Below are 25,102 nucleotides of genomic sequence, written 5' to 3' on the forward strand. Positions count from 1 at the left end.
GTTGACATGCCGACACCTCACCGCCCGCCCCTCGCTGTCCGTCGCGCCCTACAGAAGCTGGGCGGCGATCTGCGCGACGCACGCAAACGCCGCGGCCTCACCGCCGAGATCGTCGCCGAACGCGCCTTCACCAGCCGCCCCACCCTGCAGCGGATCGAGGAAGGCGACGACGGCGTCGGCATCGGCATCTACGCCGCCGTCCTCAACGCCCTGGGCCTGCTGGACCACCTGGGCACCCTGGCCGATCCCGCGCGCGACACTGTCGGCCAGCAACTCTCGGCCGACAAACTGCCCGAACGCGTGCGGGTCCGCCGCTCCAAGACGAGCCCCCAATGAGCGACATCGAGGTCCACATCGAACTGCCCGGCGGCCCGAGGCGCGTCGGGACCCTGCGTCGCACGCCGCGGCGCGGCGGCGAGAGCGTGGTCTTCGAGTACCACGCCGACTGGCTGGCCGACCCGCAGCGCTTCTCGCTCGAGCCGGCCCTAGCCATGGGCCCCGGCCCCTTCGTGCCCGCCGCTGGCCAAAGCTTCTTCGGTTCGATCGGCGACTCGGCGCCCGACACCTGGGGCCGGCGCCTGATGCAGCGCGCCGAACGGCGCCGCGCGGACCAGGAGGGACGCCCACCTCGGACCCTGGCCGAAGCCGACTATCTGCTGGGAGTCTCCGATGTCTCTCGGCTCGGCGCCTTGCGCTTCCGCGAGGTCGGCCAGGACGTGTTCCAGGCGCCGACCGCCGCCGGCGTGCCGGGACTGATCGATCTGGGCCGCCTGATGGGCGTCACGGAGCGCATTCTACGCGACGAAGAGACCGACGAGGACCTCCAGCTGATCTTCGCCCCGGGCTCGTCCCTCGGCGGCGCCCGGCCCAAGGCCTCGGTGATCGACCAGCATGGTCGTCTGGCCATCGCCAAATTCCCGAAGGAGACCGACGACTATTCGGTCGAGCGCTGGGAGGCGATCGCGCTCGATCTGGCGGGCGCTGCCGGCGTCCGCACCTCCGAACACGAGCTGCTCGAGGTCGGCGGCCGCGCTGTCCTGCTGTCGCGCCGATTCGACCGCGAGGGAGAGGCCCGTATCCCCTTCCTGTCGGCCCTTTCGATGATGGGCTTGAAGGACGGCGAACACGCCTCCTATCCCGAGCTGGTCGACGTGCTCACGCAGCACGGCGCCGACGCCCGCGCCGACGCTGCCCAGCTTTACCGACGGATGGTCTTCAACGTGCTGGTCTCCAACGTCGACGACCATCTGCGCAACCACGGCTTCCTGTGGCGCGGCGCGGGCGGCTGGGTGCTCTCCCCCGCCTACGATCTCAACCCCACGCCGACCGACCTGAAGCCACGGATTCTCACCACCAACATCGACGTCGACGATGGGACCTGTGACCTCGACCTGGTGCTGCAGGTGGCCGAGTTCTTCGCCCTGGCGCCGGCCGACGCAAATGCGATCGTCGGCGAAGTCGGGCGTGTCGTGGCGGGGTGGCGCAAAGCGGCCGAAGGGCGCGGCGCGCGGCAAGCCGAGATCAAGCGCATGTCGAGCGCCTTCGAGCACGCCGATCTGGAGCGCGCGCTACGCCTTTGATTTGATCGCCCTAGAGGTCGGGAACGGGCCCGCGGGGTCGGACGCGCTGCTGGGCCTTCACTCGGTCGTAGGCGCGGCGCTGGGCGTCGGGGGTATGCTGGCGGATCGCCGACAGGGTGGAGGCGTCCATCGCCCGAACGAACTGGGTGGTCCCCCCCGTCTTGGAGGGGACCTCAAGGGTGTGGTGTCCCAGCTCGCGCGCGATCAGGGCCTTGACCCTCACGTTCTCGACCGCCTCGGCGCGCTTGGCGATGCGCTTCATCCGTCGCTCCAAGGTGCGCTTCTGGCGATAGGCGTCCTGCGCCGAAAGACCCGCCGGCGCGATGTTTTTAGCGACGTAGATCTGCCCCGGCTCTGACCGCAGCCAGGCCTGCCGAGCGGCGAGCCGCGCCGAGGCCAGCCGGAGGGCCGCTTTGGCCTCCGCAATCGCGTTCAGCTCGGCGTGCTTGGCCCAAATCATCCGGGCTGGATTTCGCACCCATCGGGCCAGGGCATTTCGCCGCGTCCGTACCGATCCGACCCGGCCCTCCACGCGCTCCAATCGGGCCTTGGCCAGCACCTGTTCCCGACGCGCCGGCTGCAGCACCTCGGCCGCCACGGCGCGGGGGCTTTTCGCACCCGATACCACGATAGCTTCGCGGGCCTGGGACAGTCTTCCATGCTCGCGTAGAAGATCGCCATGCAGCGCGGCGAACTCGTCGGCGAGCGCCTGCGCGCCGCGGGCCGATTTCGGCGCCTTGCCGACCACTTCGTCCTCGGTCTTGCCGAGGTCCTTCTCGAGGCTCTGGCGCTCGGCCGCAGTCTCATGGATGGCGCGGTTCACATCGCCCCGATCCGACCGCTCGCCGCGCCGCTCCATGCCCGACGCGGACGGACCCAGATGGATGGTTGGATCGCGCTCGATCCCCTGGTCGGCCAGGCTCTTGTCGGTGACCTGCGGCGCCGTCCGGCCTAGCGCCCTTTGCAGGTGCTCGTTCTGCACCCGCGCCCAGCCTTCACGCCAGTGGCGGACCAACTCCGGTTTGGTCCAGGCCTCGACCTTCCGGCCGAACCCCTCCGGCGTCATCTCGCGGGTCGTGACCAGGATGTGGGCGTGGTGGTTACGCTGATCGCCCGCCTTGTCCGGGCCATGCAACGCGACATCGGCGATCATGCCATGGGCGACGACATGCTCGGCCACGAACGCCCGAACCAAGGCCAGGCGTTGCTCAGCGTCCAGCTCGTGCGGCAGAGCCAGAAGGATCTCGCGCGCCGGCCGCGAATCCGACCGCTTGTCCGAGAGCTCTGCGGCGTTCCACAGGCCTTGGCGATCGAGCAGCGCGGCGGGGGCGCCTTCAGGGGCCATGATTTCGGTGTGCTCGACGCCGCCCCGCGCCGAATAGTCGAAGGCCATCTCCAGGCGCTGATCGTAGAGGGCGGCGCCGGCGCGGTAAGCCGCAGCCGCCACCGCCGAGCGCCCCTGGGCGCGCTGAATCCCCTGCACTTCCAGACGATAGAGCGCCATCGGCGAGATCGGCTCCCTGGCTTGAACGGCGCCTATCGCCGCTCTGGATCGCTAAGGGGCCCGCCCCTTGGCTCGACCTCGCCAACGGGCGGGGATCGAGGGGTGTCGGGATCGCCCGACCGCAGGGGTTGCACAGCAACCTGTAACTGCGCCATTGTCAACACCGCACGCCAGAACCCGTCCGACCATGGGGGGATTCTCGCCGCCGTTGGAGTCCGCAAAGCATGGCTGACACCGCCGCCCGCCCGCTGAGCCTGCCCCAGATCGGCGCCGAGCCGAGACGCCGCAAAGACCGCGAGACCGAAGAGCAGCGGCAACGCCGCCTCGCCCGCCTGGCCGTGCAACTCGCCGAACGTGAACGCCGGGCCCGCCAGGAGATCGCCGCCGCCACCGGCTCGCTCCCGCGCAATCGCCACGGCTCAATCACCCCGCTCTCACAGATCGAAGATCCGGAGCGCCGACTGGAGGTGCTGAAAGCGCGGGTGGAACGGCTCGAAGCCGTACTCTCCAAGCTCAACCGCAAGCGAGAAACCCGCGCCAAGATCGTCATGGGCGCGGCGCTCTATGCGGAGGCGCGCGACCTTGGCGACGCGGACCTACTCGACCGGTTTCGCGACATCCTCGATCGGCGGGTCGAGCGGCCGCAGGACCGGCTGGCTATTCTGGAAGCGTTCGGGATCGATCTGCAGCCGGTCCGCGAGGAAGCGGGTCAAGGCGCCGAGCCCCCTGCCCTGCCCGACTTCGACACTCTGATCCCTAAGTCCGCGCGCTCGACCACGGTCCGCGGAGGCCGCGTCCACCCTGACTACAAGGGGCTCCGGATCACCAAGGACAACGTCAGTGATCGCTCGCCGGACGCGGTAGGTCCTCCGTCAGGCGACCGTTCGCAAGAATGAAAATCCCGCGTTCGGGCGGGGTCGGCGGCGCTTGTGTCGTCGCGTCCTGGGCCTCAGCGGGTGGGATCGCCTGCGCCGGCTTGCCGATGAAGATCGGATCGGCCGCCACGGTCTTGTCGATCCGATCCTGCGGGACCGGGCCACCGTAAAATGCGTGATCTCCCACCACGGCCAGCGGCGCTCGCCCGCCAAAATTCAAGCGGTCCGCCGGTGTGGTCCCCGCCGCGATACGCGACGCCACGATCCTCGGGTTCTGGAAGTAGAGCGCGCCGCCGACGAAGTCCGGCATCCGTCCGTCGGCGACCAGCGCCAGAATGGTGTCGACACGGGCGCTTTGGGCCTGCGTGGGCGCCGGTAGGCGCCGCCAATCTCCGCCGACCCGCGCCACCGGTTCAAACTGGTGGGGCGCATCGACGACCGCCTCAACAGTCACGCCCCATCCGCCCGACACGAGCCGATTGAGGATGGTCTGCACCACGGCGGCGATCCCGCTGTCGCCCTGGTTGCCCGCCTCAGCCACCGCGACGCGCGTCAGCGCGTCGCGGTCTTCTAGGCTCAACGTCAGGGACGGTGTGGCGGCGATGGCGTTCGAGGCGCCGAGCATCGCGGCGGCGGCGCCGACGGCAAGCGTCATGAGGGGCCGCAACCTCACGCGCGCACCCAGAGCGGCCGGTAGACGCCGATCACGGCGCCGACCGGCACGGGCCCGAAATATCGGCTGTCGAAGCTGTTGGGCACGCGGGTGGAGAGGACGAAGACCTCGCCCAGCGCAAGACGGCGACACCCTATCCAACGGGGTAGCGGCTGGCCCCTCGCGTCCTGTTGCGCGACAGGACCGGCCAGGGCGCCGTTTATCCGGGCGGTCCGCCCATCCGAGCACACATGGTCGCCGCCGACGGCCGCCACGCGCTTGAGAAAACTATGAAATCGCCGGAGGTGGCCGTCGCCCACCCGGTTTGCCACGGCAGGCGGCGCAAAGGCGATCAGCGCGTCCAATCGCACGGGTCCCGCGGCCCGCAGATAGAGGCCGGGCGGCTCGCTCGGCGTGATGTTGACCAGCACCAGCGGCGCCGGACCCGCCAATGGGCCGCTTGCGGCCGTCAAAACCCCGACAGTCAGGGCTGCCCCCAGCCACAGACGATTTTCGCGCGGCCGAATCCCATCGCCAAAGCCAAGATGCAGGGTTGGTGAGTGTCCTCTGCGGCGCCGGGCCAGATCGCCCGTCGAAAACAAGCGTCGTAGAGGCCGGTTCATGCTCCGCCCTCACCACCACCCCGAAAAAGACGGCGACCAGGGCGCACGCCCCGGATTCCGACCCACAGCGCCGTTTCCGCCGCCGCTGACCTCCCCAGCCTCACACCGACAGAAAACGCTGCCTTCCTCGAAGGCAATTGCGACGGTTGTGTCGGTTGCTGGTTTTGGGTTTTGGTCTTGGGTCTTTCTACGATCCTGGGGGTTGCCGGGTGGGAAGAACGCGAAGCGTTCTGGGGCGAGCTTTGCGAGCGAGCCGGCGGGGGCGTAGCCCCCAAGAGGCGGAGATAAAAGAGTCCTTCGGCTGGGTTTTCCACAGGCGGTCGCAGTTAGAGAGATTCTGTTAGATATAGGGAAGTTAGAAGGTTAAGCCCGGAAACTAGGCCGTTTTCTACCCGTAAATCAACGGGTTGGGCGACGGGGGCGCCTTCGATACCACGTGCTATTGCATTCGAAGACACGAAGCGCCCGCATCTGAAACCACGCGCTCAACTGCATCCGATAACACGGCAAAATCTCAAAATCGGGCTGCACCTGAAACCACGAATAGTCCTGCACCTGTTCCCACGAGTGGGGCTGCATCCGAAACCACGACATGCCCTGCACCTGAAACCACGATGCGTCCGCGCCCACCCCGAAATCCATGGCTGCATCTGAAACCACGAGTGTCCGGCCGTCCAAGGTCGCGAATCGGCTGCACTCGAAACCACGACGGCGCGCCTGACCGAGCCAGCGCGGGCGCTGTCGGCGGCCTGCACTCGATACCACGATGGGGTTAGGCCCCGTTGGAGGCGAAAACCGCCATTTCGGCGGTCGGAATGACCCTGGCCGGCCTGCCGGCGTGGACTCCCGCCCAGAATCGTGGCTGACAAAGGCGGTATCCTGACCTTTCGCCTGACGAGAAATCGCCTTTCGAGCGCTGCTTGCACTCGAAACCACGTCGGCTTTTTCAGCCTCTTTCGGCGCCCTCAGCGCCGCCGCCGTGTCGCCACGGCAGCTTCATCAATTCCCGTAAGTGTCAGTTGTCGCGGGTTTTTTCCCCCGTCGATTAAGGCAGCGCGCGCATCCTCTTGAGCGATGCGGGCCTGACGCGCCTCGCGGGCTTTTTCCTGTTTCATCAAGGCCACGGCATCGGCGATGTCGCGGTCCACGAAGTGCACCGCCTCACTGCCATCGTTGGTCTTGGTCATCGTCATCCGATAGCGCGGGAGCTGCTGCTCGGTGCCTTCCTTGGCGGCCAATTTGCGCACCCTGAGGGCAAAATTGCGCACGACTTCCTCGCTGCCGGTCTTCTGCTGCAGCGTCTTGATCTTGACCGTCCAGCCCTGCTCCTGCGAGCCGGCGTGCTTGCGGGCGATGCGGTAAACCGCCTTCTCCAGACCCCCGGTGAGGAGGAAATATTCGCGGTCCAGGGTGAGCACGCCGCCGGACTCGCGCAGGCCGTTGAACAGCCAGCGCGGGATGGTGAGCGAGATGGATCGCAGCTGGGTCGGATCGTTGGGGTCAGCCCCCTCCCCTTCGGTGTCCTCGATCCACTTGAAGGCCGCGTATTTGCGCCGCGGACCGGGCCGGATGTTGGTTTCGACTTCGGTGTTTCGCAGGCGCCGAAGCGCGTTCATCAGGTCGCGATAGTCGGCCCCGCTGGTGCCGCGAGCGATGCCCTTCAGCAGCTCGTAAGGCGTCGTGTAGATGGTCCGCTCGATGTCGTTTCGACCCCGGTCGATGTCGGCCATGATCTTGGAAATACACCAGATCAGGATGTCGGCGTCCCAGATCGTCGCCATGCCGTAGTTGGGGTTCGGCGTGACCTTCACATAGACGCTTTTGTCCTCGCTCTCGTACTCGATCGGGATGTTGCGCTTGCGCTTCTGCAGCGAGAAGAACGGCCGCTCCATCATGTCGCGGCTGTCCTTGGGCGCATAGTCGACCAGGTCGCCCACGAAGAAGTCGCGGATGGGATGCGGATCCTGGCGCTGCGTCATCAGACGGTCTTGCCGGTAATCTGGCCCTCGAGCGCGGCCAGGGCCCGCTCGAACGTCTCGCCCAGGCCCCAGCCATTGGCGTCGGCCAGCGCGTAGAACTGATTGAGGCAGGCGTCCGTCACCTTGACGTTCAACTGCTTGTCACGCCCGGTGCGCCGCCGGCGCAGACGGGCCTCCTGCGCGATCGGCTCGGCGGCCGGCGCGGCGATGGCGACCGGCCTAGGTGCCGCAGCCGGCGCGGCCTCGCGGCTCACGAAGCCCCTGGATTCGGCGGTTTGGCGCACGGCGGCGACCGCTTGCGGGTCGCGCGGACGGGGCGCCGCGGCGGGTTTGAACCCGGCGACGTCCAGGTCGTCTTCGTCGTCGCTGAAGATCGATGCCCGCTCGGTCATGCCGCCTGCCCTCCCCTACCCTCGGCTTCCGCCGATTCCGCCGCTTCGCGAAGCAGCCTCAGGACCTCGTTGGTGAAGGTGCGCGCGTTGGCCACGGCCTTCTCGATGTTGCGCACTGCGGCCGGGTCCAGCGTCTCCAGGGCTCCGCCGAACGAAAACATCGCCCGGAAGGCTTCGCGCTCGTTCAATTCGGACTCGAACATCCGCACCCCATGCTTCTTCAGTTCGCTCTGCACGTGGGCCAGGCTGCGCGAGCGCACCGCCACGGCCGTGCGGGTGAGCAACACCGCATGCAGGATGGTGCGCCGCGTCGTGCGTTCCTGCTTCTTGACCAGCGACAGCGCGCGCGCAGCTTCCTTGGCGTCGAGCTGCGAGCCTTGGGTCGGCACGATCACCAGGTCCGCCGCACTGATCGCATAGGCCACAGTCAGGGACGAGGTGCCCTCGCAGTCGACGATGACGAACGGGGCCTTGGTGGCCGCCTCATCGATCTGGTCGAGGATGGTCTCCTGGGTGACCTTCGTGACCACAGACAGATTCTCGGGCGTATTGCCGAGCTTGGCCCAGGAATCCACGGGCTGGTTGGGATCCGCATCGATCATGATGACCGGGGCGCGGCGCGCCAGCTGGGTCGCCAGGATGGTGGCCGCTGTGGTTTTTCCGACCCCGCCCTTGGGCGAGATGAAGGCGATCGTTGGCATAAGGACCTCCGCGCCGCCGCCTGGTCGCTACCAGGTAGCTATCTAGTATCCACCGATTCTCTGAGCCCGGCGGCACTCGCCACCTTGCCTCGACAACCGATAGCTTCCAGGAAGCCTATCAACTCGAAAGCTTTCGGAAAGGTTACCGGAAGCTTTCGAGAAGCTATCTGGAAGCCCGCTATCTGGTAGCTACCAGTTTAATAGCCCCGAGAAGGTGACCCATTCCAAGCGGCAAAGACGCTGATAACCTCCTGACGACCCTAGACGATTCGGCCCGCCCTCGGAAGCCCCTAACAGGACGCTTCCCGGTAGCTATCTAGTAGCTACTATTCCGACCACTTGACTTCGCTTGCCACCGAAAACCCCGCCCGGCGAACGCCGGGCGGGGCAGGGCAGGGGGCTCATGCCGCTTCGACGACCTCTTTCTGGTCGGGCTTGTCGAGGGACTTCAACTCGTGCTGCGGCGTGGCCACCACCACCTTGGAAAAGAAGCGCTCGACGCCGTCCTTGTCGGTGTAGCGGTCGTGACGGATCTCGCCTTCGACGAACACCTTGGTCCCGGTCGGCAGGCTGCAGCCTTCCAGCCACTTCACGGTGCCGGCGTTCCAGACCTCCACGGTGTGCCAGGTCGTGTAGTCCTTCTTCGCCCCTTCCTTCTTGGTGTAGCGGCTCGTCGCCACCCGCAGGGTCGCCACCTTCTTGCCGCCCGCCGTGGTGCGGACTTCAGCTTCGGCGCCGGTGAAGCCGATCAGTTGGACCTTGTTGAGCATCGTCTTTCTCCATCTTCCGCCCAGAAGAGCCCGGGCGGCCCGCGGTCCCTGCCGCGATCACGAGACCGCCCAGGACGGGGACAAGGGAGGGGATGAAGCTCGGCGGGGCTGGAAACCGGTCTGCAGCGGCGCTAGCTGCGAAGACCGGAGGGTCCGGGCCGGCCGCCTCGCTGGCGAGGTCGGCTTCAACCCCGAGCGACCCGGCCTAGGTTTACGTGATTGATCGCGCGGGAACGTCTGCCGCCGCGGCTGACCGGGGAAGAGCGAAAGCGGGCCTCAACGCCCCACTGAACCTTCGCCGCCCGAGATCAGAGCCGCAATCGGCCAAGGCCACCCTGGCGATCCAGCGACGAAAGGCACAGGCGCCACGAGAGGGAAGGGGAGGGCGCAACGCCAAACCGACCGGACCTGGGATGAACCGGCCACCCCGGGCAGGAAACCCAGACCCCTAACCGGGCCAAGGCTGCTCCACCGAAGACCTTCACCAACGCCCCCACCCACTTGGCCGCCGTGAATTCCGCCAGGATATGGGGGGCCACCCTCCACCGAAGCCCGCAAGCTCGGGCACCTTCTGGCGACGCCGGCCCCATCGCGCCACCGCCTGCCATCCTCGCCGGCGGGGAAACGGGCGGCGCAAAGCCCGGCGGACTGAACCGCCGACAGAACGAATCACCAACCTCAACCGGCGGCGCCCCACCCGGCCTGACCCCCTAGCCGTTGGAAAGTGTTCCCCGCCTGTTCAACAACACAACGACGGCGGCGCCCGAGAGTGCCGCCATCAGAGCCGTCCGCGCCCCCTCAGTGAAGGGTTCGATCGACCGCGATCAGCTTGGCGAAATGCGAAATGGCGCCCGCCTCGAGTTGAAAGATCGTGCAGGTGATCTCTTCCTGCCGGTCCAGCTCCTCGAGCACCGACCAGACGTCCCAGCACTCGGCGACCACGTACCAGCAGTCAACGTCGTAGAATTGATTGGCGTGTTCCAACACCGCCTGCGCCATCGCCATGCTCGCCATCGTCCATCTCCCGTCTGGATCTGCGGGCTCATCCCGCGATCATGCGACCGGCCGGGGCGGGGAGAGGGGCCGGCCACAAGGTCGGCGGCGGCGGAAACCGGCCTGCACGGCGCGCAGCAACGGAAGGCCGGAGGGTCCGCCGACGCCGCCTCGCCAAGCGAGGTCGCCTTGTGGCCGGACGGCCCCGTTCCAGGTTTGCATGTCGATCGCGGTCAGCCCGCGCCCTGGCCGGAGAAACCTCGGCGCCTTGGTAGGCCCCTCGCGGAACACCAACCGGCTTCGAAAACGCGAAAAACGGCGACCTCTCGGCCGCCGCCTCGCCGGGGTGTCAGGCCTTGGCCCGAACCGGATGGTGACGAATGCCCCGTTCGTTGGCCTTCTGACCCAGGTTCAAAGCAGGTCCGAAGTCATGCATGCCCTCGCTTCGACCCGGGTTGACCGAATTGGCCAGGGTGAGGACGCAGACCGGATCCAGCTCGAGCATCTGATCGTTGGCCCGGAACGGGGCCGCCCGGCCGTTGCCGTCGAAGTCCGCCTTGGCCAGCACCAAGGTGACGCCCTTCTGGTTGGCCCACTTGATGGCCAGCTTCTCGCCGCCTCGCGCGCCCGAGGTGGCGAGCGCCATGTCGGGCCATTGGCTGCGCGCCCAGTTCAGAGCATCGAAGATGCGCCCGGCGTCCTCGGCCGTATCGGCCTGTGGCGCGGCGCGAAAGGCGACGATCGTTGAGCCCGGGTGGGCGATCTGGTGTTTGCGGGCCTTCTGGGCCCGCAGAGCCTCGCGCGCGTCAATCTGGGCGGCCGTGGTACGCGACGCCTTCACCGAGCCCTTCCAGGGGCTCCAGACCTCGCCCGTGGTGGTGGTGTAGCTCGCCGAAGCCGCATCGCGGATCAGCTCCAGGGCCAGGGTGGCCACATCGGCCGCGCGGGCCCGGCGGGTCGCTTCCTGGATCTCGACGTCGAGGATTTCCGACCCATCGAAATCCCGCACCAGACCATTGAGGGTGTCTCGCGCTTTGTCGCCGTCGCGCTCGATGCGCTGCGCCGCGGAGTGGAAGGCGCCGATCAGCGCTTCGCAGACGACGCCCGCGACATCCTCCAGGGCGGTCTCGGTCACCAGGTCCAGAACCTCGTTCATCAGGCCATGGCCCAGCTGCAGCAAGGCGTCTTCCTGCGGATAGGGTCGCGGATCCTCCAGTTCGAGCGCTTGGGACTCGAAGAGCGTCAAGCGGTCGTCTGTAGGGAGGGGGGAGAGAAGGGGCATGGGATCGTCCTGTCGGTTGGAGGGGGAGCCCGTCGGCTCGTGACCGCCCGCGCCGACAGACGGCGTTCGCCACAAGGGCTTTGAGCGCAGCGTCCCTTGTGGCGGGCGCCGGATGGTGGCGAGGTCATTCGAGCCAAAGGGCTTGCGCCTCACCCAAAGGCCTGACCTGCCTCGCCGCACCCGACAGTCGGGCGCGCCCTAAACGAGACCCGCCAAGGCCCGACGAACCACCGGGTCGCGATCCGCCCGCCAGGCCGCGCCCGCCCGTACCCCCTGGGCGCGATGAGACGGGCAGTAGGGGCCGTGGGCCAGCCGCCCGCAGAAGCTGAAGTCGTCCGCCTTCGGATCGCCGATCGGCCATTTGCAGGTGTGGGCGCCCAGCGCGGTCATCGACGTGATCAGACCCGGGCCCTCCATCGACGGTGCGGGCGTCGGCGACACCGGTCGTGGTTCGAGGCGCCGTCTGACGGGAGCCGCTGGCCTGGCCGACCGGACCTTGGCCGGCTTGGTTGGGCGTGAGGGAACCGCGCGACCGCCCAGCCCCAAACGATGGACCTTGCCGATGACGGCGTTGCGGGTGACTCCGCCCAGCTGCTTTGCGATCTGCGCGGCAGACAGCCCGTCGAGCCAGAGCTTCGAGAGGGTAGTGACACGGTCGTCGGACCAGGCGAGGTCGGACATGGGAGAATCCTCCAGACGCGCTCGGATCGAGCGCACCCAGCCCCGCCCTTCCTCCACCTCCCCGCGGAGGAGACCGCCTACATCAGCCCAAGGGACCTCAGGCTCGCCACCTGGCCGCCCGCGACCACGAGATGATCGTGCACGACGATCTGCAGCGCCTTGGCGGCCTCCACCACCAGCTTGGTCATGTCGATGTCGGCTCGGGAGGGCGTGGGGTCGCCCGAAGGATGATTATGGGCCAGCAGGATCGCACTGGCCGACAGCTCCAACGCCCGGCGCACCACCTCGCGCGGATAGACCGGAGCGTGGTCGACGCTGCCGACGCCCAAACACTCGTCGGCGATCAGGCAATTGCGCTTGTCCAGGAACAGCACGTGGAAGACCTCCCGCGGCAAGGCCGCAAGACGCACCCGCAGGTAGGACCTGACCGCATCGAACGAGGACAGCACCGTGCGCTGGCGCAGGGGATACTCCAGCGCGCGCTGGAGCAGAGCGTGCAGCAAGCTGAGCTGACGCGCCGCGTCCACGCCAATCACCCTGGCCAAATCCGCCTCGGCCGCACCGAGGATCCGCCCGACGCCGCCGAAGCGGCCAAGCAGCGCATCCGCCGCCAAGATAGGATCGGCGCCGGGCGCAAGGCACCGCGAGAGCACCAAGGCGAGGGTGTCGCCTTCATCGAGCCCTTCGACGCCGCTGGCGACGAAGCGCTGTTGCAGGTCGATGCAGCCAATAACCCCCCCGAAGGCGGGCCTGGACGACGCCTCGGCGACGCCGCCCGCGAATAGGTCGCCTTGCTCAGTCATCGGCCCGCTCTCCGGCCGAGGCGGCGACGCCGAGCAACTGGGCGTGGTACGGGTGGTAACGCTGGACCGTGCGGACCGCAGCCGCCCACACCTCCGCGGCGCGCGCCGCGTCCACCTCGAAGGCGTCCAGACCCAGCGCGAGGTAAGGCAGGGCCCAGTCGCAATCTTCCTCGAACCAGCCGTCGCAGCTGTAGGCGGTCGAGCGGACCGGATCGGGCATCCGGGCCAGCGCGGTCAGGGACACGCGCAGGCCCCCATGCGAGGCGGTCGTTACAGACACCGCCTCAGGCCCCAGCGGGGTGACGGTTTGGATCGGGCCCCACGGCGAGGAGCTCCCAGGCTTGGGCGGGAAGGGGTAGAGCATGGCCGGCGTCCGCGTCGGGCGGGGACCATTCCCCAGCCCGGCTCGCCTCCCGGACCCCTTCCTCCAAGCTCCCTACGCCGCCTTCGGCAGCACCGACTGCGGCGGCCATTTGGCCAGCACCGCCGCCAGCACCTGCGCCTGCTCCACCGGCACGAACACCCGCGGCGTGTAGGCGATGATCTCGGTGAAACAGCCAAGCGCCGCGAAGGACGACCGCTGGGACGCAGCCCCCACCACCTCGATCCGCATACGGTCCATCACCTTGGCGCGGCGCAGCCACAGGCCGCCGGCCAGGCAGAGCGCCACGCCGTCTTCGAGGATGAGCCGGGAGACCTGGTGCGGATCGCCGTAAGCGTTGGCGACGTCGGACAGTCCGAGCGCCACCTTCAGGGCGGGGACCTGCCCAGGATCGATCAAGCGGCCGAGCCAACGGCGCCCATCCGGAGCCTTCAACCGCCGCACCGAGGTCCCCTTGTCCGGCAGGTGGGTCCAGATCGGCAGCAGCAGGCCCGAGACCAACACCAGGTCGCGGGTGATCCACGGATCGGCCTCCGCCACCTCCTTGTCCCAGGCCCCGCGCCACGCGGCCTCGCCGGTCGCCTCCCAGGCCGATTCCTCGAACCCCTTCAACGACGCGATCGTCCGCTTCTCGGGGCGGATCAGGCGCACGGCCGGGATCAGGTGGTCCTGGTCGTCCGTTGTGGTCAGGCCTTGGACCACGAGGGCGGCGCGGCCGGACTTGCTGTTCACCGCGAACACAACGCCGTCGCGCTCGAGACCCGCCAGGGCCTCGTCGGGCGAGGTCAGCTCGCGCCGGGTGCGCACCTGGAAGCGCAGAAGCTTGGTCTGGGCCCCGGTCACGGCATCTGTGCGAACCACTTCCTCGTCCAAGATCGCCACGTCGTCGGCGACGATGTCCTCCATCCCCCGGTCCAGGAGACCGGACTGAGCGGCCCGCTCCAGGATCGAGGACAGGATCGCGTCAAAGGCCGCGAACAGCGCGTTCTGGTCGGCGATCCTCAGCGCCAACAGGCGATTGAGGAAGGTGTTCATTGGCGGCATGTCGTCGGCGTCCTTGAGATTGCCCTCATGATCGAGCAACCGCAGACCGGTCTTCTCCTCAAAGGTTGGCCGAGACATCGCCTCGACGTTGCCAAAGTGCAGGCCGACGTAGAAGGCCTGCAGGGCGCGGTGCGCGAAGGGGCTTTCCAGATTGTCCTCGGCGCGGAAAAGGCCGTTGCCCGCCGTCCGCCGCTCGCCCCGGGTCAGGGCGCCCAGGCTGTCGAGACGCCGAGCTATGGTCGAGGTGAACCGCTTCTCGCCGTGGATATCCGTCGTCACCGGCCGAAACAGCGGCGCACAAGCCTGATTGGTCCGGTGCGACCGGCCAAGGCCCTGGATCGCGGAGTCGGCGCGCCAGCCCGGCTCGACCAGATAGTGGACCCTGCGTTGCTGGTTCTGGGCAGCAAGGTCGGCGTGGTAGCTGCGTCCCGTGCCGCCGGCGTCGGAGAACACCAGCACCCGCTTCTTGCCCGCCATGAAGGCGTCGGTCTCGGCCTTGGCGGCCGAGGCGCTACGGCGCTCAACCACGCGCCGGCCGTCGCGGACGATCACTCGGCGCGAGCGTCCGGTGATCTCGGCGACCTGTTCGGTCCCGAGGTGGTCCAGCACCGCGTCCAGCACCCCGGGCACGGCCGGCAGACAGGCGAGGTTGGTGACAAGCTCGTCGCGAAGCCGGAGGGCCTCCTGGCTGGCCACCGGCCGCCCGGCCTCGTCGGTCACCGGGACCATGGTCACCGCGCCGCTGTCATCCTCCACGGCCTGCATCGCCATCACGGGGAAGGCACCCATGAGATAGTCGAGCACCTGGTCCTTGGGCGTCAGGTCGACGGCGAGGTTGTTCCACTCCTCAGGCGGGATTTCCGCCAGGCGCCGCTCCATCACCGCCTCGTTGGTCGAGACCACCTGGACCACGGCGGAACGGCCGGCCGCCAGGTCCTCCCGGATCGAGGCCACTAGGGACGGGGCCTTCAGGCCCGAGAGCAAATGGCCGAAGAAGCGGAGCTTCGCCCCCTCGAACGCCGACATCACCGCCGACGCCGCTTGGCCGGACTTGGGCTTGCCGTCCTCGCTGACCCCGACCGCGTCCAGGGCGGCGCGCAGGTTCCTGTGGATCAGCTGGTAAGCGTCGGCCCAGGCGTCCCAGACGCCGATGTCGTTTTCCGAGAGGGGATGGCGAAGCGCCTCGTACTCGACCCCCTCGAACGACAGAGAGCGGGCGATGTAGAGGCCCATGGCCTTCAGCTCCCGCGCGATCAGCTCCATGACCGCGACCCCGCCGGTTTCGACCGCGTTCATGAAGGCGTCGCGGGTGGGGAAGGGGGCCTCAGGGCCGCCCCAAAGGCCGAGCCGGGCTGCGTAGGCTAGGTTTTCGGCCGTGGTGGCCCCGGTCGCCGAGACATAGAGGATCCGCGCATTGGGCAGGCGGTTCTGCAGCGCCAGTCCCGCCATGCCTTGCTGGGAAGCCTTCTTGGTCCCGCGCGCACCCTTGCCGCCGCCGGCGGCGTTGGCCATCGCGTGGGCCTCGTCGAACACGATCACCCCGTCGAAGTCCGCGCCCAGCCAAGTGACGATCTGGTCGAGCCGCGAGGGCCGATCGCCTCGGGCCGGCTGCCGAAGGGTGGCGTAGGTGGTGTAAAGGACGCCCTGGTCCATGCGGATGGCGTCCGCCTGCTTCCAGGCCGACTGCGGGGTGATGTCCGCCGCGGTCCCGCCGATGGCCATCCAGTCGCGCCGCGCGTCCTCCAGCAGGGGATCGTTCTTCGACAGCCAGACCGCGCGGCGACGGCCCTGGGCCAGGTTGTCGGCGATCACGCCGGCGATCTCCCGGCCCTTGCCGCACCCGGTGCCGTCGCCGAGGAAGTGGCCCTTGCGGAAGCGCACTGCGCCCGGATGGTCGTCGGCGGTCAGCACCACCAGGTGCGGAGCCTCGCCGAGGATCCACGCCCCCGGCAGCAGTTGGCTGTGCGCCTCGCCGGCGTAGATCACTGTCTCCAGTTGGGCGTCGGAGACCTTGGACTCCGCGACCAGGCCAGTCGGCAAGATGGGCCGGTAGGTCGGCGCCGGCGGCGCCACCGAGGCCATCGGTCCAGATTCCACGAGCGGGGAGGGGTGGGGCGCGCAATGCGCGAACACCACCCTGCCCAGCCGGTAAGCCTGGTAGAGGCCGACGTCGTGGCCTTCGCCTGACCAGGGACAGGTCTCGTAGGCGACCGGAGCAGTATCGGCGAGGAACGCCAATCGGCCCGCCGGCGCGGCGAGGGCGCGGGCCCGGGGCGCCAGGATGGCCACCGTGTTGAGCGAGCGGAACTGCCGCGCCTGGGCGCTCGGTCGCGCGACGATCCCAGCCGCCGACTTGGCCGCGTCGGCCAGGGTGTCGGCCGAGATCACCGGCGCCATCGGCTCGGCCTCGCCGCCCCGGTCGACCACCAGCAGGCCCGTCTCCACCGAGGTCCCGTGCTTGGCGTAGGCCCGCTCGGGAAACCGCAGGCGAAGCACGACGCGGCCGCGGGCGGCGAGCGCGCGCAACGCCGCCGCGTCGTCGAACAGACGCGCCGGCACTATGGCCGCCAGTCGGCCGCCGTCGGCCAGGCCATTCAAGGCGGCGTCCAGATGGGCCTCAAGATGCTGGAAGGGCGGATTGACCAGGGCGACGTGGAACGCACCCGAGGTCTTCAGGAGGTCCGGCAGGTGGACGGCGTCGTGCTGGGAGCGGTCAGCCAGGGGGAAGAGACCTTCGAGCAGGGCGTAGCGGCTCGCCGCACGTTCGTTCAAGCTCAGCGTCCCGCCACAGGCCTCGGCCAGAATGGCCAGAAGGCCGGTGCCGGCGGACGGCTCCAGGACCAGGTCCCCCGCACGCACTTGGGCCGCCAGAACCGCCAGCGCGCCCAGCTCGGGCGGGGTGGAGAACTGGTCCAACGCCACCTGCTCCTCCGAGCGGCGGGTGTGGGTGAGGGTCAGGCCGGACAGGTTGGCCAGAAGCGCGACGATGTCGGCGGGCGCGTCCTCCAGGCGGCCGATCTGCGGCGCCAACCGGCGCAGCTGGAACACCAAGGCCGCCTCGATGGCGTCATAGGCGTCCCGCCACAACCAGGCGCCTTCGGCGTCGGATCCGCCGAAGGTGGTGGTCATGACGCCGGCCACCAGTTTGCGGTCCAGCGCGCGCGACCGGTTGAGGTGAGGGGTCAGCGCGCGGGCGGCGGCAAGAAGGTTGGCGGCATGATGGTCCGCGCCGGCGGCGGCTATGGTGAAGAGCGGAAGCAGAGCGTTCATGACCGGGGTCCAGATCACCCGCGGCGGAGGGCGCCTCCCTCCAGTCCCGACGGGCTCGCCCCGTCCCCTCCCTGCCTCCTCCTCCCCTTACGCGGCGGCCAGGCGCTCCAGATAGGTCTCGGCCCGCGCGCGATTGGCCGGCGAGCGGAGGGGGTCCGTGGCCGCACGGGCCAGGGCGGCGACGGCGTCGCCCGCCTGTTGCTCGGGTCCCACGCCAAGGTGGGCCCAACCGGCGGCCAGCTGCGGGTCGCGCGGGGCGGGCAGGGGATGGCGCGCGATGCGGAACAGGATCGCCAAGTCTTCGTCTTCTCGGCCGTCAAGATTGGTCATGGGGGTCTCCATTGGGGGTCAGGTCCCGCGACAGCATGGAGTCACGACCATCAGCCGGGGCAAAAAAAGAGCCCACACCGTGAAGCGGGGGCTCAAGGGTGAAGGCCCCGAGCGGTTAGGCCGCGACCGCCAGCACCTCGGCATCGTCTGGAGCGGCATCGGCCTCGGCGCTCGCCTCAACCGCCTGCTCCACAACCGGCGTCTCCCAGGACAACGCCGCCGGCGCCCATTGCCGCTCGGCCGCCGCCTCGGCGACGAAGGTCACCAGGTCGTCCTTCTTCAAGGTCTTCGCCCGGTCGTCCTCTATCCCCATCTCTTCCAGGAGCGCGGTCAGCTGCTTCTTGGAGTGGACGGCGAGGTACGGGTGATCGGGGGTCCAATGGGCCGAGATATCCGCGGCGCACAGCGCGGCGATCTCGGCGGCCTCGGCCCGGGCGGCGTGGCGAATCGAGGTGGTCCGGTCTTCACGCAGGTTCAGCGATACGGCCACCAGCTCGGCCATCAGCGCCATCTTCTGCCCGTGCGGCAGGGTTTCCACCCAGGCGATGGGGCGAAGTCCCGACGCGCGGTACGCGGCGCGCCGGGCGTCCAATCGATCGCGCACCTCGCCGTCCAGAGCCGCAATCGGCGAGGTGTTCCCGCGCCGATAGGCTGTCGCCGAGATGTGGGCGGCCGACCCCTCCAGGCTGCCCGCGCTGTGCAGGGCCAGTTGCTTGAAGAGCTGGGCCACCAGCACGGTCAGAGCCGCGCCCGGATCATCGGCCAGGTCGCGGATCAGACCGCGGGTGGCGACGTCGGTGCGGGTCTCATGCAGGACGTGGCTGGAGCCCTCCACCTCGACATCGGCCTTGGGCACCTCGACGTCGTCGTAGGCCTGACGGCCGTAGCGCGTGACGGTCGCGTCCGGCTCGTCGTCGCCGTCCTCCTCGGTCTCGTCCGCCAGGTCGTCTATCGGCAGGGGCTCGGCGTAGAAGGTCGCCTTTACCCCATAGCCTTCGGCGGCTGGCGAGATCAGCACTGCGCCGATCTTGGCGTGAACCAATCCCACGCCGGCCTCGGCCGCCATCGCCATGAGAAGCGGGCCGAGCGCCACCGGCGCGTCATCGGCCTCGGGATCGAGATCCTGCAGGGCGCTGGAAACCTGCGTCACCCGGTAGCGCGCTTCCTCCAGGGCGGTCGTCTCTTCGTCGCTCAGCCGGTGCTCGTAGAGGTAGGGCACCCGGTTGAACCCGTCCGGCGCCCCGAACCCGCCATCGGCGCCGACGAACACGGCCAGGGCCTCGGCCTGCAGATGGTCGACGAGGGGCTGGACCCGGTCGCGCCAAACGGTCTGCAGGATCTCCGGATCGAGCAAGGCGTCAGGAAACTCGCCGAACAGGTCCGAAGAGACCCGGCCGCCGGCGGCGACGTAACGATCCATGCCCACTAGGGCGAACCTCGCGTCCTCCACCGTGACCTTGTCCTGATGCAGCATGGCGCGCAGCTGGTAGTCCTGCAGGTGGCCGTCGAGCGCCGACTGGGCAATCTCGGCCTGCTGCTTCTTGTCGGGCAGGCGCGCGAACAAGCGCACCTGCTTCAAGGTCAGCTTGCCGCCGCGCAGCGCCGTCAGCACCTTGATGTGCACGCCCGACAGCGCCTCCAGCCGCTTGATCTCCAGTTCGGCGTAGCCCAGGGCGGCGGAGATGGCGCGAGTGTCCATCTTGGCCTTGCGCAGCTTGCCGATGGCGACGATCACGTCGGCGATGTGGACCGGGGCGTGCTCGGTGTTGGGCAGGACGATGGCGGCCATCTGCTGAGCCGGGGTTTCGGCCAGCAGGCAGTCCACCAGGTAGTCGTCGTCAATCTCGCCGCGCTCGCGCAGCACGATCAGGGCGAAGCGGCGGCGACGCCCATCCAGGGCCATGAAGGCCTGCTCGGACTTCTTGCCAGGGCGAACGATCGGCGGGATCACCACGCCGGCGGCGGCGATGGTGTCGGCCAGCTGCGGCACGCCGTCGTCGGCCGGTTCGTGGAAGCGCAGATTCTCCTTGGCCAGGCCCAGGTCGCCCAGGCGCACCTGGATGCGGGCCATGGCGGCGGGCGCGGCGGCAGGGGAAGCGGTGTCGGTCACAACGTCGGTCATCAGGATCAGGCTCCAGCGCCTGGGCGAGGGTCATCCTGCCCCTTCGGCGCACCCCACCGATCCCTTCCTCTCTCCTTTCAGAGCAGCCGCCGGCCCCCTGTCTCGGCCATGGCCAAGTCGGGCCAGTCCCCGTGCGGCGCGGGCGGGAAGACCATCTCCGCCGCCACGCCCTGATCTTCCAGCCGAACGGCCAAGCGCGCCGCTGAGGCCTCGCCGTCGGACCCGTTGTCGCCGGCGATCAGCACCGCTTCCACGCCCTCCGGGGCGATCCAGCCGCGCAGGTTGGAGGTGGACAGCAGCGCCCAAGCCGGCAGGCCGAAGCGCTGGCTCGCCACCAACGTGGTCACCCCGCCCTCGGCCACCAGCAGCTTGGGACCCGGCGTATCGAAGCGCACCGCGCTGGCCTGCGGCATGACCCCAACGGTCTTGCGCGAGAGCTTCAGGTCCGTGGCGCGATGGCCGCCAGGGGTCAGGTAGGTCAGCTCAATGGCGCTCAAACCCCCGTCCGGCCCTCGCACGCCCAACATCAGCGCGGGGCGGGTGCGGCTCTTGGCGGCGTAGGCCGCGGTCGGCGCCTCGGCCAGATAGCGGGCGGCGTCGGGGCCGGGTAGGGCGCGGGTCACGCCGCGCCGGCGCAGATACTGCGCCGCCGGCGAGCGGCCGAGCGGGCGGCCGGTCTCCCACAGGCGCTGGGCCGTGGCGACGCGCAGAGTCCGCGAGGCGGGCGGTGCGCTGATGCGGGGCGCGGCGGAGCCGATCACCAGGCTGGTCGGGCGGTTCTCGCCGTCGATCAGGCCGCGGCCGCGCAGGTCGTCCAGCACGGCCTTCCAGTCGCCGTCGCCAAAGCAGTGGGCCACCACCCGCTCGTTTTCATAGAGCAGCGACACCGAGCGGTCGAACCGGCTGTGGCCGGGCGCGGGCACATTGGCCCGCCGGCCGCCCTCATAGAGCTCCCCTCCAAGCGCGCGCACGATCTGAACCAGGGACATGGCTGGCGACCTCCTTCAAACGTCCGCCACCCAGGTCCCTTCCTCCTGCTCCCGGGGCGTTGCGGGTCCGCCCGCAGAGGGGGTCGGACGAGACGGGGCTCGGCCGCAGGGGGAGACCTCCCCCTCCAGCCTGCGTCAGACCAGGAAACCATGTCCGTCAGAGCCCGCCACCCGTAGGCTTCAGGGTCCCAGGTCAGTCTCGGGGTCGCCGCTTGAACAGGGAGGGGCCCTTGGCCGTCACCTCCGCACGCCCCGCCGCACCCAGCAGGACTTCGCGCGTGACGTAGAGCCCGATCGAGACCGCGCCCAAGGCGAAGAACAGATCAGCCGAATGGATGATCAAAGACCAGAAGGCCGCCAGCGCGAGGATGGCCATCACGACCTGAGAGCCAAGATACAGGCGAAAGGTGCGCCGCTCGAAGACCTGCCGGCGATCGAAGATCAGCCAGACCAACACCACTTCATGGGCGATATAGGCGGCGATGACGGCAAGACCGAAAAGGGTGGGCGCATCGTCCATGGTGCGGCTGCAGGCCTATTCGTTCTGAAGCGGCGCCAAGAGGCCGCCAGCCCTCGAAAGACCAGGTCTGCGCGGGATGCAACCCGTAGGCCTGCGGGTCAGAACGGCGGGGCGGGTGGTCCCTTCAGGTAGGCGTCGAACCCCGCAAGCTCGTCCCAGCTCTGCGGCGGCTCCTGGAACATGGCGCGAAGCCCTTCGGCCAATTCGCGGTGACTGGTCGTCCCCAAAATCCCCGCGTCCGTCGACAGCTCGAAGTCGATCGACCCGTTCCACAGATTGATCCGGCCATAGCCCGGTGCGAACGCCACTGAGTCCCGCTGCTTGGGCACCTCATGCTTGGCCAGCGCCATGCGCAGGGCCTCCATCAGACCGAAGGTCACATGGATCCGCCGTAGGTCCGCATCGAGGACGTCCAGCGCGTTGGGAAGCGCGGCGATGGTCCGCAGCTGGCTTGCGCGCATCTCGCGGGCGGTGTGCCGGTAGGAGAGGGGCTTTTCCAGCTGCGCGAGGCGCGCCTCGACGCGGCCTTCCTTGATCAGCTTCATCGTGTCCTTCACCCGCTGCTTCCAGGTGCGCAGCAACTCGTAGGCCGCGAATATCCACATCTGCGACTGGGCAAGCACGAAAGCGGTGTCGGGCGGGGTCCCGTCTTGCGTCATCCGCTCGCGCATCAGCCGGCTCTCAAGCAGATTGATGAAGGTGTCGACCAGGCCGAGATTGGTCACCTGCATGCTGAGGAAGGGGTCGCTCCCCAGCATCGTCAGTTGCCGCAGGGCGGCGGTAAAGGCGCCGGGATCCAAGGTCGCGGCGTCCGCCCAATCGGGGCTCTGATCAGGTTCGTCATAGTCTTCAGGATAGTCCGACGGGTCCATGGCGGGTCCTCCCGCACGAGACCGTGCGCAGACGTAAGTCTGCCCGCCCGCCCGGCGAAGACCTAAGCCTTCGCGTCCGGCTCGACGGCGGGCGTCTTCAACAGATCCAGAGGCTCCGCGCCCAGGACCTCGGCGAACTTCTCGACCATCGCCAAGGTGGGATTGCGCTGACCGCGCTCCAGCTGGCCGACATAGGTGGTGGCCACGCGGACATCATCCGCCAACGCCTCGATCGACAGGCCCTTCTTCTTCCTCAACTGTCGGACGTTCTGACCGAACGCTTTACTCAGACGCATACCGCACGGACTGGCGGAACGCCGATCTTCGCCAGTCACTATAGTGACTTATCTCTAGCGTCTTTGCGGTCAGCTTCGGTATGGGTGCATCCTGGCCCGCCGACCGGGCGACACGGCTCCACGGGGCAGACGATGGAACAGCAACAGCTGAACATGGAACGGCTCAGACTCGGGACGCGGCTGCGGGCCTGCCGCACCGCCGCCGGCCTGACCCGTCAGGCGCTCGCCGATCGGCTGCAGCTGAGCAAACGCCGAATCGGCGCCTTCGAGCGCGGCGCCGCCGCGATCTCCGCCGTTCAGTTGCTGGAGTTGGCGGTTATCATGAAGGCGCCGATCACCGACTTCCTGACACTCTCAAGAGACGCGCTCCAAGGCGTGCCACCGACCGCGATCGACCTCCTCGCCGCCACCGACGAAGGGGCCGATCTGGCTGAGGCCTTCACCATGTTGAAGAGCCGCCGCTTGCGCCGGCATGTCGTCAAGCTCGCCCAAGAACTTGTCCACCAGGAGGATCAGCTCGGCGCATAGCCCGGTGTCGTTGAGGCATAAAATCCACCGCGAACCGGGCTCGCTATCACCCGTGTGACAGCGACCGTGACACGGGGCGGCCGAACGCCCGCCATCACCGAACTTTATGCATCTGAATTCATTGCCTTAATACCACTTGCGCGACCGACGCGACAATGGAAGCCTCGCCCTGTAGTATCATTATAAATAGCGCAGTGTGACAAGGAGGGTCTTCCTTTGAATCCGGTCGAAATGATCCTTCTGAACGAAGGCCCCGGGCTCTCATCCGACATCGCCCGTAAGCTGGTGGCGCAAGGCATGTCCCCCGATGTGGCGCGGCAGCGGATCAGCCGCGCGGGCCCCAATGTTCATCGTCTCATGGGATTGGTGTTTCCTCGAAACGCAAGGTTCCTCTACCACGTCAAGCACGACGGCAAGGAAGTCTACTGGCGCTCGCTGGCGCGCGACATCCACGAGGCCAGCCCAGCCTACGGTCCGGCCTTGGCGGCGCTGCAGGCGCGCGATGGTGTCGTCCCATTGGACGAGTTTTCGATCATCAGCGGATCGCCGATCCGGCAAAAGGGCCAGGTCTCCAGCGAAACGGTCCTGCAGCGCCTCGAAGCGGTTCACCTCGTCGAACGAGGGGAACTGCAGGGTCTGGGCCCCGTCGTTTCGCTGCGGGCGGATGGATACCTTGGCCACCCGAACTATCAGCGGCTGAGGGCTCGGATCCTGGTCGAGAAGATGCTGCTGCTGGCGCTACGGGACTGGGCGAGGCGGCTCGGCGTGGCCAGCTACGACAAGATCGAAATCCGCGGGGAGGCCGATCACCTGCCCACCTTCGGGACCTTCAACTGGGATCTCTGCGGACCGTCCTATATGACGCCGATTGTCCGCCGCCGAAAAGACGGCGCTCCCCAGCCGGGATTTCTCGTCGCCGATGTGATCGCCGGGGCGGCCGTCAACGAACACGCCGTCGCGGCCTTCGTTCGCAAGTTCACCCTGTCGAGCTACCTGAAGAACCTGCCCCCGTTCCTGCCGATCCTGATGGCGGACGGCTTCACCCAGGAGGCGTTCAATCTCGGCCGCCAAAAGGGTCTGATGCTGGCGACACCGAAGAATCTGTTCGGCCGGGACGTCGCCGTCGGCTTGGCCACGCTACTTGAGACCCTCAGCAAGGCTGCCGCGATCGCGGTCGCCAAGCCGGAAGTGATCGGCGAGCTCTTCGACAAGCTGGGCAGCATCCATGGGGCCGATCGAAATCTGCGCGGCTCCTTGTTCGAACTCGTCGTCGGCCACGTCGTACAGGCGCGCTTCGGCGGCTCGATCGACATCAACCACCTCGTCCGTCTCGACGATTTCCGCGCCGAGATCGATGTGCGCCGGATCGTCGCCGGCGAGGTCTGGATCTACGAGTGCAAGGGCTACCAGCCCGATCACCTGATAGATGTCGAGGAGATCGATAAGTGGCTGACGGACACGGTGCCCGGGCTCTACCGGGCCACCAAGTCGGAGGATCGATTCAACAGCTCTGAAATCCACTTCGAGTTCTGGACCAGCGGCGGATTCACTGATGCCGCGGTCGCCCGGCTGGAGGAAGCGCGCTCCAAAACGCGCCGGTACGCCATCGGTTGGAAGACCGGTCCCGACGTCCGCGCGGAACTTGCGCGATTGTCGGCGTCGGGAATGGCCACGATGTTCGACCAGCACTTCCTGAAACATCCGGTCGCCGTGTTCAATCGTCGGTACGACGGCGCGGGGGCTCTCGCGAACCTCGATTTCGATGTCCCGGACGACGACGGCGCCTTCCCCCTCATCCCCACTTTACCGCGACCATCTCCGCCGTCCCCTGCTGACAGCAGAGCCCAAATCCAAGCCCTGCTGGCCTATGACCGGTCTCCGAAGGGCGCCGCCGCCGCCGAGTAGGCCGGCGCG

Annotated in this window: 24 protein-coding genes; 5 read left to right on the top strand and 19 right to left on the bottom strand. The window is 68.2% G+C overall.

Annotated elements, in window-relative coordinates:
- Positions 1–6 precede the first annotated feature (6 nt).
- Positions 7–336 carry a helix-turn-helix domain-containing protein gene (locus GSQ87_RS01115; protein WP_158912732.1) on the top strand — a complete coding sequence of 110 codons (330 nt, stop codon included), beginning with the start codon at positions 7–9 and terminating at the stop codon, positions 334–336.
- Positions 333–1,580 carry a type II toxin-antitoxin system HipA family toxin gene (locus tag GSQ87_RS01120; protein ID WP_158912733.1) on the top strand — a complete coding sequence of 416 codons (1,248 nt, stop codon included), beginning with the start codon at positions 333–335 and terminating at the stop codon, positions 1,578–1,580. Before GSQ87_RS01115 ends, GSQ87_RS01120 begins: the two co-directional genes overlap by 4 nt.
- A 10-nt stretch (positions 1,581–1,590) precedes the next feature.
- Here GSQ87_RS01120 and mobQ read toward each other — a convergent pair whose 3' ends face one another.
- Positions 1,591–3,084, bottom strand: a complete 1,494-nt coding sequence (mobQ, locus tag GSQ87_RS01125; RefSeq protein ID WP_158912734.1) for a MobQ family relaxase — start codon at positions 3,082–3,084, stop codon at positions 1,591–1,593.
- Positions 3,085–3,308: 224 nt separating this feature from the next.
- Between mobQ and GSQ87_RS01130 the strand changes: the two genes are divergently transcribed.
- The gene (locus GSQ87_RS01130) at positions 3,309–3,980 is read left to right on the top strand and encodes a hypothetical protein (protein ID WP_158912735.1); all 672 of its coding nucleotides are present in this window, start codon (positions 3,309–3,311) and stop codon (positions 3,978–3,980) included.
- On the opposite strand, the gene GSQ87_RS01135 is transcribed toward GSQ87_RS01130, so the two are convergent.
- From GSQ87_RS01135 to GSQ87_RS01220, 18 genes are all read right to left on the bottom strand, one after another.
- Positions 3,922–4,614 carry a cell wall hydrolase gene (locus tag GSQ87_RS01135; protein WP_158912736.1) on the bottom strand — a complete coding sequence of 231 codons (693 nt, stop codon included), beginning with the start codon at positions 4,612–4,614 and terminating at the stop codon, positions 3,922–3,924. The genes GSQ87_RS01130 and GSQ87_RS01135 overlap by 59 nt on opposite strands.
- Before the next feature lie 14 nt (positions 4,615–4,628).
- Positions 4,629–5,042, bottom strand: coding sequence for a S26 family signal peptidase (locus GSQ87_RS01140; RefSeq protein WP_254062687.1), 414 nt, complete (start codon positions 5,040–5,042; stop codon positions 4,629–4,631).
- Between the two features lie 1,157 nt (positions 5,043–6,199).
- Complete coding sequence (locus GSQ87_RS01145) at positions 6,200–7,213, bottom strand: replication initiator protein A (protein ID WP_158912738.1); 1,014 nt, start codon at positions 7,211–7,213, stop codon at positions 6,200–6,202.
- Positions 7,213–7,605: a stability/partitioning determinant gene (locus GSQ87_RS01150; RefSeq protein ID WP_158912739.1), complete on the bottom strand. Its 393-nt coding sequence runs from the start codon at positions 7,603–7,605 to the stop codon at positions 7,213–7,215. Before GSQ87_RS01150 ends, GSQ87_RS01145 begins: the two co-directional genes overlap by 1 nt.
- Positions 7,602–8,306, bottom strand: a complete 705-nt coding sequence (locus GSQ87_RS01155) for a ParA family protein (RefSeq protein WP_158912740.1) — start codon at positions 8,304–8,306, stop codon at positions 7,602–7,604. The genes GSQ87_RS01150 and GSQ87_RS01155 overlap by 4 nt, the downstream gene beginning before the upstream one ends.
- A 401-nt stretch (positions 8,307–8,707) precedes the next feature.
- Positions 8,708–9,076, bottom strand: coding sequence for a single-stranded DNA-binding protein (locus GSQ87_RS01160; RefSeq protein WP_158912741.1), 369 nt, complete (start codon positions 9,074–9,076; stop codon positions 8,708–8,710).
- 798 nt (positions 9,077–9,874) lie between these two features.
- Complete coding sequence (locus tag GSQ87_RS01165) at positions 9,875–10,090, bottom strand: hypothetical protein (RefSeq protein ID WP_158912742.1); 216 nt, start codon at positions 10,088–10,090, stop codon at positions 9,875–9,877.
- A 328-nt stretch (positions 10,091–10,418) separates the two neighbouring features.
- Positions 10,419–11,351, bottom strand: a complete 933-nt coding sequence (locus tag GSQ87_RS01170; RefSeq protein ID WP_158912743.1) for a DUF2493 domain-containing protein — start codon at positions 11,349–11,351, stop codon at positions 10,419–10,421.
- A 198-nt stretch (positions 11,352–11,549) separates the two neighbouring features.
- On the bottom strand, positions 11,550–12,032 hold the full coding sequence (locus GSQ87_RS01175) for a GcrA family cell cycle regulator (protein ID WP_158912744.1): 483 nt from the start codon (positions 12,030–12,032) through the stop codon (positions 11,550–11,552).
- A gap of 77 nt (positions 12,033–12,109) precedes the next feature.
- Positions 12,110–12,835 carry a DNA repair protein RadC gene (radC, locus tag GSQ87_RS01180; protein ID WP_158912745.1) on the bottom strand — a complete coding sequence of 242 codons (726 nt, stop codon included), beginning with the start codon at positions 12,833–12,835 and terminating at the stop codon, positions 12,110–12,112.
- Positions 12,828–13,199: a hypothetical protein gene (locus GSQ87_RS01185; RefSeq protein ID WP_158912746.1), complete on the bottom strand. Its 372-nt coding sequence runs from the start codon at positions 13,197–13,199 to the stop codon at positions 12,828–12,830. The genes radC and GSQ87_RS01185 overlap by 8 nt, the downstream gene beginning before the upstream one ends.
- Positions 13,200–13,271: 72 nt before the next feature.
- Positions 13,272–17,531, bottom strand: coding sequence for a strawberry notch family protein (locus tag GSQ87_RS01190; RefSeq protein WP_158912747.1), 4,260 nt, complete (start codon positions 17,529–17,531; stop codon positions 13,272–13,274).
- Between the two features lie 87 nt (positions 17,532–17,618).
- The gene (locus GSQ87_RS01195; protein WP_158912748.1) at positions 17,619–17,861 is read right to left on the bottom strand and encodes a hypothetical protein; all 243 of its coding nucleotides are present in this window, start codon (positions 17,859–17,861) and stop codon (positions 17,619–17,621) included.
- Positions 17,862–17,976: 115 nt separating this feature from the next.
- Entirely contained in the window at positions 17,977–19,983 is a 2,007-nt protein-coding gene (locus GSQ87_RS01200; RefSeq protein ID WP_158912749.1) for a ParB/RepB/Spo0J family partition protein, read from the bottom strand.
- 77 nt (positions 19,984–20,060) lie between these two features.
- A complete protein-coding gene (locus GSQ87_RS01205; RefSeq protein ID WP_158912750.1) occupies positions 20,061–20,972 on the bottom strand; it encodes a toprim domain-containing protein in 912 nt (303 codons plus the stop codon).
- 193 nt (positions 20,973–21,165) lie between these two features.
- Positions 21,166–21,492 (bottom strand): hypothetical protein, encoded by a 327-nt coding sequence (locus GSQ87_RS01210; protein WP_158912751.1) that lies wholly within the window; start codon positions 21,490–21,492, stop codon positions 21,166–21,168.
- Between the two features lie 98 nt (positions 21,493–21,590).
- Positions 21,591–22,364 carry a hypothetical protein gene (locus tag GSQ87_RS01215; RefSeq protein WP_158912752.1) on the bottom strand — a complete coding sequence of 258 codons (774 nt, stop codon included), beginning with the start codon at positions 22,362–22,364 and terminating at the stop codon, positions 21,591–21,593.
- A 62-nt stretch (positions 22,365–22,426) separates the two neighbouring features.
- Positions 22,427–22,660, bottom strand: a complete 234-nt coding sequence (locus tag GSQ87_RS01220; protein ID WP_158912753.1) for a helix-turn-helix domain-containing protein — start codon at positions 22,658–22,660, stop codon at positions 22,427–22,429.
- A gap of 132 nt (positions 22,661–22,792) precedes the next feature.
- On the opposite strand from GSQ87_RS01220, the gene GSQ87_RS01225 reads away from it, so the two are divergent.
- Positions 22,793–23,188 (top strand): helix-turn-helix domain-containing protein, encoded by a 396-nt coding sequence (locus GSQ87_RS01225; protein ID WP_158912754.1) that lies wholly within the window; start codon positions 22,793–22,795, stop codon positions 23,186–23,188.
- Positions 23,189–23,668: 480 nt separating this feature from the next.
- Entirely contained in the window at positions 23,669–25,093 is a 1,425-nt protein-coding gene (locus tag GSQ87_RS01230) for a hypothetical protein (protein WP_158912755.1), read from the top strand.
- Positions 25,094–25,102 lie beyond the last annotated feature (9 nt).

This window comes from Caulobacter sp. S45, assembly GCF_009765965.1.
Classification (GTDB): domain Bacteria; phylum Pseudomonadota; class Alphaproteobacteria; order Caulobacterales; family Caulobacteraceae; genus CAHJWH01.

Bases quoted from the DNA above. Each gene is read 5' to 3' on its own strand.
- GSQ87_RS01170 (WP_158912743.1), bottom strand. From the start codon at position 11,351: ATGCCCCTTCTCTCCCCCCTCCCTACAGACGACCGCTTGACGCTCTTC.
- GSQ87_RS01145 (WP_158912738.1), bottom strand. From the start codon at position 7,213: ATGACGCAGCGCCAGGATCCGCATCCCATCCGCGACTTCTTCGTGGGC.
- GSQ87_RS01195 (WP_158912748.1), bottom strand. From the start codon at position 17,861: ATGACCAATCTTGACGGCCGAGAAGACGAAGACTTGGCGATCCTGTTC.
- GSQ87_RS01175 (WP_158912744.1), bottom strand. From the start codon at position 12,032: ATGTCCGACCTCGCCTGGTCCGACGACCGTGTCACTACCCTCTCGAAG.
- GSQ87_RS01155 (WP_158912740.1), bottom strand. From the start codon at position 8,306: ATGCCAACGATCGCCTTCATCTCGCCCAAGGGCGGGGTCGGAAAAACC.
- GSQ87_RS01130 (WP_158912735.1), top strand. From the start codon at position 3,309: ATGGCTGACACCGCCGCCCGCCCGCTGAGCCTGCCCCAGATCGGCGCC.
- GSQ87_RS01150 (WP_158912739.1), bottom strand. From the start codon at position 7,605: ATGACCGAGCGGGCATCGATCTTCAGCGACGACGAAGACGACCTGGAC.
- GSQ87_RS01225 (WP_158912754.1), top strand. From the start codon at position 22,793: ATGGAACAGCAACAGCTGAACATGGAACGGCTCAGACTCGGGACGCGG.
- GSQ87_RS01160 (WP_158912741.1), bottom strand. From the start codon at position 9,076: ATGCTCAACAAGGTCCAACTGATCGGCTTCACCGGCGCCGAAGCTGAA.
- GSQ87_RS01220 (WP_158912753.1), bottom strand. From the start codon at position 22,660: ATGCGTCTGAGTAAAGCGTTCGGTCAGAACGTCCGACAGTTGAGGAAG.
- radC (WP_158912745.1), bottom strand. From the start codon at position 12,835: ATGACTGAGCAAGGCGACCTATTCGCGGGCGGCGTCGCCGAGGCGTCG.
- GSQ87_RS01115 (WP_158912732.1), top strand. From the start codon at position 7: ATGCCGACACCTCACCGCCCGCCCCTCGCTGTCCGTCGCGCCCTACAG.
- GSQ87_RS01205 (WP_158912750.1), bottom strand. From the start codon at position 20,972: ATGTCCCTGGTTCAGATCGTGCGCGCGCTTGGAGGGGAGCTCTATGAG.
- GSQ87_RS01200 (WP_158912749.1), bottom strand. From the start codon at position 19,983: ATGACCGACGTTGTGACCGACACCGCTTCCCCTGCCGCCGCGCCCGCC.
- GSQ87_RS01120 (WP_158912733.1), top strand. From the start codon at position 333: ATGAGCGACATCGAGGTCCACATCGAACTGCCCGGCGGCCCGAGGCGC.
- GSQ87_RS01135 (WP_158912736.1), bottom strand. From the start codon at position 4,614: ATGACGCTTGCCGTCGGCGCCGCCGCCGCGATGCTCGGCGCCTCGAAC.
- GSQ87_RS01190 (WP_158912747.1), bottom strand. From the start codon at position 17,531: ATGAACGCTCTGCTTCCGCTCTTCACCATAGCCGCCGCCGGCGCGGAC.
- GSQ87_RS01165 (WP_158912742.1), bottom strand. From the start codon at position 10,090: ATGGCGAGCATGGCGATGGCGCAGGCGGTGTTGGAACACGCCAATCAA.
- GSQ87_RS01215 (WP_158912752.1), bottom strand. From the start codon at position 22,364: ATGGACCCGTCGGACTATCCTGAAGACTATGACGAACCTGATCAGAGC.
- GSQ87_RS01185 (WP_158912746.1), bottom strand. From the start codon at position 13,199: ATGCTCTACCCCTTCCCGCCCAAGCCTGGGAGCTCCTCGCCGTGGGGC.
- mobQ (WP_158912734.1), bottom strand. From the start codon at position 3,084: ATGGCGCTCTATCGTCTGGAAGTGCAGGGGATTCAGCGCGCCCAGGGG.
- GSQ87_RS01210 (WP_158912751.1), bottom strand. From the start codon at position 21,492: ATGGACGATGCGCCCACCCTTTTCGGTCTTGCCGTCATCGCCGCCTAT.